Origin of the sequence: Pseudomonas sp. N40(2020), from assembly GCF_014472415.1 — a bacterium.
Taxonomy (GTDB): Bacteria; Pseudomonadota; Gammaproteobacteria; order Pseudomonadales; family Pseudomonadaceae; genus Aquipseudomonas.
This window is the reverse complement of sequence record NZ_JACSZV010000078.1, coordinates 1-7,612: the sequence shown is the minus strand read 5'-3', so window position 1 is coordinate 7,612 and position 7,612 is coordinate 1. Positions and strand designations below refer to the sequence as shown.

Below are 7,612 nucleotides of genomic sequence, written 5' to 3'. Positions count from 1 at the left end.
GTTTTTAAGGGCCAAGATCAAAAGATCGCAGCGTGCCGCAGCTCCTACAGTGAACGGGGGGCGGCGCGTCAATCAGATCAGGATGAAGACCGCCAACAAACCGCCAAAAATCGCCCACTTCTCCATGTAATACCGTGCACGATTACGCTTTTTCAGCTCTTTACCCCGCAAACGGATCTTGTAGATTTTGGTAAACAACCGGTTGATCCCACCGGTCCGGTCACCCGCATCGTTCGGCGCACCCGCTGCAGACATCACCGTGCGGCTGAACCAGCTATTGAACGCTGCGGCCCAGCGATACTTCATCGGACGCTCGATGTCACAGAACAGGATGATCCGGTTCTTGTCGGTGGTGTTTTCTGCGTAATGAATGAAGGTTTCATCGAACATTACCGCATCGCCATCGCGCCAGTGGTAGTTCTCCCCGTCGACATTGATGTAGCAACCGGCATCATTGGGCGTTTCCAGACCCAGGTGATAGCGGTAGGAGCCGGCGTACGGATCACGATGGCGTACCAGTTTGGAACCCGGCGGCAGTTCGGCGAACATCGCAGCCTTGATCGAACCGATGCTTTGCACCAGCTCGGTGGTGCGCGGACACAACTTCATCGCCGACGGATGACTTTCGCCGTACCACTTGAGGTAGAAACGCTTCCAGCCGCTTTTGAAGAACGAGTTGAAGCCGACATCGTCGTACTGGTTCGAACGCTTGATCTCGCCGGCACGGAGCAGGTTCTGTCCTTCTTCGCGAATTTCTTCCCAGTGCGCCTGCAACGGGCTCAGATCGGGAAACTCGGACGGATCGAGATACGGTTGGTTCGGCTTTTTCGAGAACAGGTACAGAAAGCAGTTGATCGGCGCGAGAAACGTCGAGTGGTCACTCAACTGCCGGCCCAGCTTGTGCCGCACGCGTCCACGCAAGTGGACGTATGCAATGGAAATGACATAAATAGCAGCAATGATGAGTTTCACGGAAATCGTCACACGTCAGAAGTAAAAAAACTGCGCGCCTGGCGGCCTGAGGCCCAGCGTCTGATGCAGTGGTCTGATTACAAAATGGCACGTCCTTGAGCCCGCGCCGCTCTAGGGCGCTGGGTGAATGGCTGGCATTTTAGCCACACTTTGTAACCGATAGTGAACCTTCATCTGTGAAAAACTGTCCCGTGATTGCGCCAATCGACGCTCTCGGCGTCTTCGCCCTATCGTTTAAAGAGCCAGACCAGTACAATCGCCGCCAAACTTTACGCGCCCCCCTTGGTTGATGACGGGACTTCCCCGCCTCAGCGCACTTTGACTCGGGCCAAGCGCTCCAGCCGCACCCTCGCTTTTTAAGAATGCTTCGCAGGAATAACTCTTGATCTCTACAGCTAACATCACGATGCAGTTCGGCGCCAAGCCGCTCTTCGAAAACGTTTCGGTCAAATTTGGCGCGGGTAACCGTTATGGCCTGATCGGCGCCAACGGTTGCGGCAAGTCGACCTTCATGAAAATCCTCGGCGGCGACCTCGACCCGTCCGGCGGCCAAGTCATGCTTGAGCCGAACGTACGCCTGGGTAAGTTGCGCCAGGACCAGTTCGCTTACGAAGAATTCACCGTGATCGACACCGTGATCATGGGTCACGAAGAGCTGTGGAAGGTCAAGGCCGAGCGCGACCGCATCTACTCGCTGCCGGAAATGAGCGAAGAAGACGGCATGGCGGTAGCCGAGCTGGAAACCGAATTCGCTGAAATGGACGGCTACACCGCCGAATCCCGTGCCGGTGAGCTGCTGTTGGGCCTGGGTATCGGCATCGAACAGCATTTCGGCCCGATGAGCGAAGTGTCGCCAGGCTGGAAACTGCGTGTGTTGCTGGCTCAGGCGCTGTTTTCCGATCCGGAAGTACTGTTGCTCGACGAACCGACCAACCACCTGGACATCAACACCATTCGCTGGCTGGAAAACATCCTGACCCAGCGTAACAGCCTGATGATCATCATCTCTCACGACCGTCACTTCCTGAACAGCGTGTGCACCCACATGGCTGACCTGGACTACGGCGAGCTGCGCCTGTTCCCGGGCAACTACGACGAGTACATGACCGTGGCGACCCAGTCCCGCGAGCAACTGCTGTCGGACAACGCCAAGAAGAAAGCACAGATTTCCGAGCTGCAATCGTTCGTCAGCCGCTTCTCGGCCAACGCCTCGAAAGCCAAGCAGGCTACTTCCCGCGCCAAGGCGATCGACAAGATCCAGCTGGCTGAAGTCAAGCCTTCGAGCCGTGTCAGCCCGTTCATCCGCTTCGATCAGAACAAGAAGCTGCACCGCCAGGCGGTCATGGTCGAAAAAATGGCCAAAGGTTTCGACGGCAAGCCGTTGTTCAAAGACTTCAGCTTCCAGGTTGAAGCGGGCGAGCGCGTGGCGATCATTGGCCCGAACGGTATCGGCAAAACCACCCTGCTGCGTACTCTGGTCAACGAGCTCACGCCGGATGCCGGTAGCATCAAGTGGACCGACGCCGCAGAACTGGGCTACTACGCTCAGGATCACGCGCACGACTTCGAAGACGACGTCACCCTGTTCGACTGGATGGGCCAGTGGACTCAGGGCGAGCAGATGATTCGCGGTACTTTGGGTCGCATGCTGTTCTCCAACGACGAGATCCTCAAGTCGGTCAAGGTGATTTCCGGTGGTGAACAAGGTCGCATGCTGTTCGGCAAGCTGATCCTGCAAAAACCGAACGTGCTGATCATGGACGAACCGACCAACCACTTGGACATGGAATCGATCGAGGCGCTGAACCTGGCGCTGGAAAACTATCCGGGCACGCTGATCTTTGTCAGCCACGACCGTGAGTTCGTATCGTCCCTGGCCACGCGCATCATCGAGCTGAGCCCGGACGGCGTGACCGACTTCAGCGGCACCTATGATGACTACCTGCGTAGTCAGGGTGTGGTGTTCTAAGAAGCGATTTGCGCTAACTGAAAGCCCTGTCCATGTGACGGGGCTTTTTGCATTTCCGGATACGCCATGATCGTTCGTTGATCGTTAGCCTGCTTTCTTTTATTTCAGGCCCAAGCCATGATGCCGACTCTCCCACCGCCGCCCGCGAACGAGTCCTCATGTCTGCGCAGCAACAGCCACCGCAAAGCTCCATGGCGATCACCCTGCAGATCGTCTCTATCGTTTTCTATACATTTATTGCCTTCCTCTGCATCGGTCTGCCGATTGCGGTGTTGCCCGGTTACGTCCACGAACAGCTGGGTTTCAGCGCGATCATCGCCGGGCTGGTCATCGGCTCGCAGTACCTGGCCACCCTGCTCAGTCGACCGATGGCCGGGCGCATGTCGGATACCGTCGGCACCAAACGGGCGATCGTTTATGGCTTGATCGGGATTGTGCTCAGTGGCGGGTTGACGCTGATTTCGACCTTGCTGCAAAGCTATCCGCTGCCGAGCCTGTTGATTCTGATTGTCGGGCGCTTGCTGCTGGGCGTAGCGCAGGGACTGATCGGTGTCGGCACCATCAGTTGGTGCATGGGTCAGGTCGGTGTAGAGCACACAGCAAGGTCGATCGGCTGGAACGGCATCGCGTCATACGGCGCGATTGCCATTGGCGCGCCACTGGGTGTGGTCATGGTTGCCGAATATGGTTTCGCCAGTCTGGGCATTGCACTGTCGGTGCTGGCGGCGGGTGCGCTGGTGTTGATCCGCAACAAACCTTCGGTGCCGGTGGTGCGTGGCGAGCGCCTGCCGTTTTGGGCCGTGTTTGGCCGCATTGCCCCGTTTGGCGCCAGCTTGAGCCTGGCCTCGATCGGCTACGGCACGCTGACCACGTTTATCACCCTGTATTACCTCAACCGTGGCTGGAGTGGCGCGGCGTATTGCCTGACGGTGTTCGGGGTGTGCTTCATCCTCTCGCGGTTGATGTTCATTTCTGCCATTGGCCGTTTCGGCGGTTTCACTTCAGCGATCATCTGCATGAGCGTCGAAACTGTAGGCCTGGTGATGTTATGGCTGGCACCCTCCACCGCCTATGCGTTGATCGGCGCGGGATTATCCGGGTTCGGGCTTTCACTGGTGTATCCGGCGCTGGGGGTCGAGGCGATCAAGCAAGTGCCCAACTCCAGCCGTGGCGCCGGGTTGAGTGCTTATGCGGTGTTCTTCGATCTGGCGCTGGCGATTGCCGGGCCGTTGATGGGAGCGGTAGCGTTGAATCTGGGGTATTCGTGGATTTTCTTTAGTGCGGCGCTGTTGTCGGTGACGGGGTTGGCGCTGACCTTGCTGCTCAAGCGCCGGGCGATGGCTTAAAAGCAAAAGATCGTTTATTGATCTGCCGTCTGCATCCCCGCCCGCGTCGGCCTGCCCAGCGTATGCGCAAAGAACCGTCCGGCTTCCGAGATCAGATTGCGATGGATATCTTCACGATCAACGCCATCGGCATCGGTACACAGCGCCGGCATGGCGATGATCTGCTCTTCATTGCACGGCGCCATAAACACAAAGTGCCCTGCCCCGGCCAGTAACTTGAAGTCGGGCGCAGTCGGCAGTTTACGCGCCAGTGCCGCAGCGTTTTTATCGAACGCAACGAGTTTGTCGCCATCGCCGCTGTAAAGCAGCACTGGCACATGCACATCAGCCAGGGTATGGCGGCCGAACTTCAGGCTCAGTGGCGCCATCAACAGCAACGCATGCACGCGTTGATCGGCCACCGGTTGCAAGTCATCACGATCAACGATGAGTTCGCCCTGAGTGTTGCAGGCGTCACGATCGTCCGGGCGTTCCTGGCAATAGCGGCGCAGGCGATCCAGATCCGGTTGCGCCCCTGACAGAATCAACGCCGTCTCGCCCCCAGCCGAATAACCGATCACACCAACCTGATCGGCATTGACGAACGGCGCCAGCATGGAGTCGCCAAGGGTTGCGGTAATCGCTTCGGAAATCTGGATTGGCCGCCCGTAGAGATTGCTCAGGGTGCCGAGTCGGCTGTGATCCTTGGAGTTGTCACCGGGATGAATCACCGCCACCACCACAAAACCTTTGCGCGCCAGCGACGTGGCAAGGTCGTGCAGCGCCAGTGGCGTGCCGGTGTTGCCATGGGACAGCATCAACATCGGAAAACGGCCCATGGCGACTTTGGTATCTTCGCCGGCCTCGACTGAATAACCTTCGAGCAGGCTCATATGTTCGCGGTCGCTGGAAGGATAGAACGCGATGGCGCGCATCGGTTGCAGATCCAACGGATCGAGGAACGTCATCTCGTGGTAACCGACGCTCCAGACAGGATGGCGCCCCGGCGCAGCTTGCACTGAATTCAGGCTGCCGAGCAGGCAAATCAGTAACGTTGCACAAAGACGCATCATGGGCTGCCCTACCCTGTTGTTACTCAATCGAAAGATCCATTGCGTTGTGAAGGCCGGAAACGCCGGGGATTCGGTACTCCGACTCAACACTGCACTCAGACGCTGATCGCTTGACTGCATAACCTGGGCCAGATTATGTAACAGTCAGATACAAAAAACTCCGCATCTGGCCCTTGCGGAACCAGAATACAGAGTTTTCGGGGGATTGCCTGAACGAGAGCTGTTCTTTACGCAAGCCTTACGCGGCGGCGAACAACTGCTCGCTGATCTTCGCTTGAGCGGCGGTCATGGCGTTGTTGCGCACTTCGTCGCCATACGCCAAGCCTTCGGCACGGACGATTTCGATGTCAGTGATGCCGAGGAAGCCCAGTACCAGCTTCAGATATTCTTCGTGAGCGATACCGCTGGCCTGGCCGGCATGAATGCCGCCGGAGGTGGACACGATCACCACTTTCTTGCCGCCGCACAGGCCTTCAGGGCCGGCTTCGGTGTAACGGAAAGTTTGACCGGCAACGGCAACACGGTCGATCCACGCTTTGAGTTGGGTCGGCACGGTGAAGTTGTACATCGGTGCAGCGATGACTACCGCGTCGGCAGCGATGAATTCGGCCAACGTCGAAGCGCTCAGTTCGGCCTCGTGCTGTTGGGCGGCGTCGCGCAGTTCAGCGGTGGTGCCGGCCGCCACCAGGGTGGTCGACGAGAAGTGGCTGATGGCGTCAGCGGCGAGGTCACGGTAGGTCACCACGACGCTTGGCTCAGCGGCTTGCCAGGCTTTGACGACCTGGCTGCTCAACTGACGGGAAGCCGAGTTGTCGCCCAGAATGCTCGAATCGATATGCAGCAGTTTCATGTGGAATCTCCTGGAATGAATCGCCGGTGGCGACGGAATAGAGACAATCCTACGGAAGAAACCAATGGATGATTAGCCGCCGACAATGCGATAGTTTGTCCCACTGATAGAACAGTCGGATTCTCTACGATGCAAGACCTCAACGATCTCTACTATTTCGCCAAAGTCGTCGAGGCCGGCGGCTTTGCGGCCGCCGGGCGATTGCTGGGCATTCCCAAGTCGCGGCTGTCGCGCCGCATCGCTGAACTCGAAGAACGCCTGGGTGCCCGCTTGCTGCAACGTACCACCCGGCAGTTGAATCTCACCGCGGTTGGCGAGCGTTATTTGCGCCACTGTCAGGCCATGCTGCTGGAAGCGGAAATGGCTGACGAGGCAGTGGCAAGCATGTCGAGCGAGCCGCGAGGACGCTTGCGTGTGTCCTGCCCAACGGGTCTGGCGCGGGAAATGTTGCCGTGGGTCATCAGCGAATTCCTCGGCAAGTTCCCCCAGGTGCAACTGGAAGTGGTGTTGGTCAACCGCCGGGTCGATCTGGTCGCTGAAGGCTTTGATGTCGCCCTGCGCGTGCGTGAACACGGCGATGAAGATCCGTTGCTGGTGACCCGGCGTCTGCGTCAGGCACAAATGGTGGTGGTGGCCAGCCCGGCGTTTACTCAGGGGCAGTCGATCAGCCATCCGCAGGATCTGAAGAGTCTGCCGGTGCTTGGCGCTCTGGAGGCCGATCGCATGGTTCACGTGCGGTTGTTCGATCAACAGGGCAAGAGTTTCGAGTTGAACATGGAAGCTCGGCTGGGCATCGATGACTTTATTGTGCGCAAGGCCTGTGTGCTGGCCGGCCAGGGCTTCACCTTGCTGCCGATGATGTACTGCGAGGAGGAACTGCAAAACGGCACACTGGTGCAATTGCTACCCGAGTGGTCGCTACCCGGTGGCTGGTTGCAAGCGGTCTATCCGCATCGTCGCGGGGTGATGCCGGCGGTGCGCGCGTGGATCGATCACCTGGTCGAATCGTTCAATGCCTGTGGGGAGCGGTTGTTATGAAAAAGGCAAAAATGAGCGAGGCGGACGTTGCCGCGTTTTGCCTGGGATTACCCGGTGCGCGCGAAGACTACAAGTGGGGTGGCGTGCGCGTGTTTTCGATTGCCGGCAACAAGATGTTTGCCTTGCAGGGGCTGCGCGGAGATTCGCTGGCGTTCAAGGTCGACAAGGATCTGTTTCTCGGCCATTGCGATCGCCCGGGCATTCACCCGGCGCCGTACCTGGCGCGGGCGCAGTGGATCATCATGCACCCGCCCTACCCGCTGGGCGCCGAGGAGTTGCAGGGGTTGCTGCAACGCTCGCATCAGTTGGTAGTAGGCAAGTTGCCCAAAAAGACACAGATCGGATTATTGCTGTAAACCCGATCCCTGTAGGAGCTGCCGAAGGC

The 7,612-nt window shown here is 58.4% G+C and carries 7 protein-coding genes; 4 read left to right on the top strand and 3 right to left on the bottom strand.

Annotated elements, in window-relative coordinates:
* Positions 1-72: 72 nt before the first annotated feature.
* On the bottom strand, positions 73-972 hold the full coding sequence (gene lpxO, locus IAI51_RS27620; protein ID WP_187681361.1) for a lipid A hydroxylase LpxO: 900 nt from the start codon (positions 970-972) through the stop codon (positions 73-75).
* Positions 973-1,354: 382 nt separating this feature from the next.
* Between lpxO and IAI51_RS27615 the strand changes: the two genes are divergently transcribed.
* Both IAI51_RS27615 and IAI51_RS27610 read left to right on the top strand, forming a co-directional pair.
* A complete protein-coding gene (locus IAI51_RS27615) occupies positions 1,355-2,941 on the top strand; it encodes an ABC-F family ATPase (protein WP_187681360.1) in 1,587 nt (528 codons plus the stop codon).
* A 158-nt stretch (positions 2,942-3,099) separates the two neighbouring features.
* Complete coding sequence (locus IAI51_RS27610) at positions 3,100-4,287, top strand: MFS transporter (protein WP_187681359.1); 1,188 nt, start codon at positions 3,100-3,102, stop codon at positions 4,285-4,287.
* 14 nt (positions 4,288-4,301) lie between these two features.
* On the opposite strand, the gene IAI51_RS27605 is transcribed toward IAI51_RS27610, so the two are convergent.
* Positions 4,302-5,339 carry an alpha/beta hydrolase family protein gene (locus IAI51_RS27605; RefSeq protein ID WP_187681358.1) on the bottom strand — a complete coding sequence of 346 codons (1,038 nt, stop codon included), beginning with the start codon at positions 5,337-5,339 and terminating at the stop codon, positions 4,302-4,304.
* Between the two features lie 238 nt (positions 5,340-5,577).
* Complete coding sequence (locus IAI51_RS27600) at positions 5,578-6,189, bottom strand: FMN-dependent NADH-azoreductase (protein ID WP_187681357.1); 612 nt, start codon at positions 6,187-6,189, stop codon at positions 5,578-5,580.
* A gap of 129 nt (positions 6,190-6,318) precedes the next feature.
* Here IAI51_RS27600 and IAI51_RS27595 point away from each other — a divergent pair, with 129 nt between their 5' ends.
* Entirely contained in the window at positions 6,319-7,227 is a 909-nt protein-coding gene (locus IAI51_RS27595) for a LysR substrate-binding domain-containing protein (protein ID WP_187681356.1), read from the top strand.
* Positions 7,224-7,583, top strand: a complete 360-nt coding sequence (locus IAI51_RS27590; protein WP_187681355.1) for an MmcQ/YjbR family DNA-binding protein — start codon at positions 7,224-7,226, stop codon at positions 7,581-7,583. Before IAI51_RS27595 ends, IAI51_RS27590 begins: the two co-directional genes overlap by 4 nt.
* The last annotated feature ends 29 nt before the right edge of the window (positions 7,584-7,612 follow it).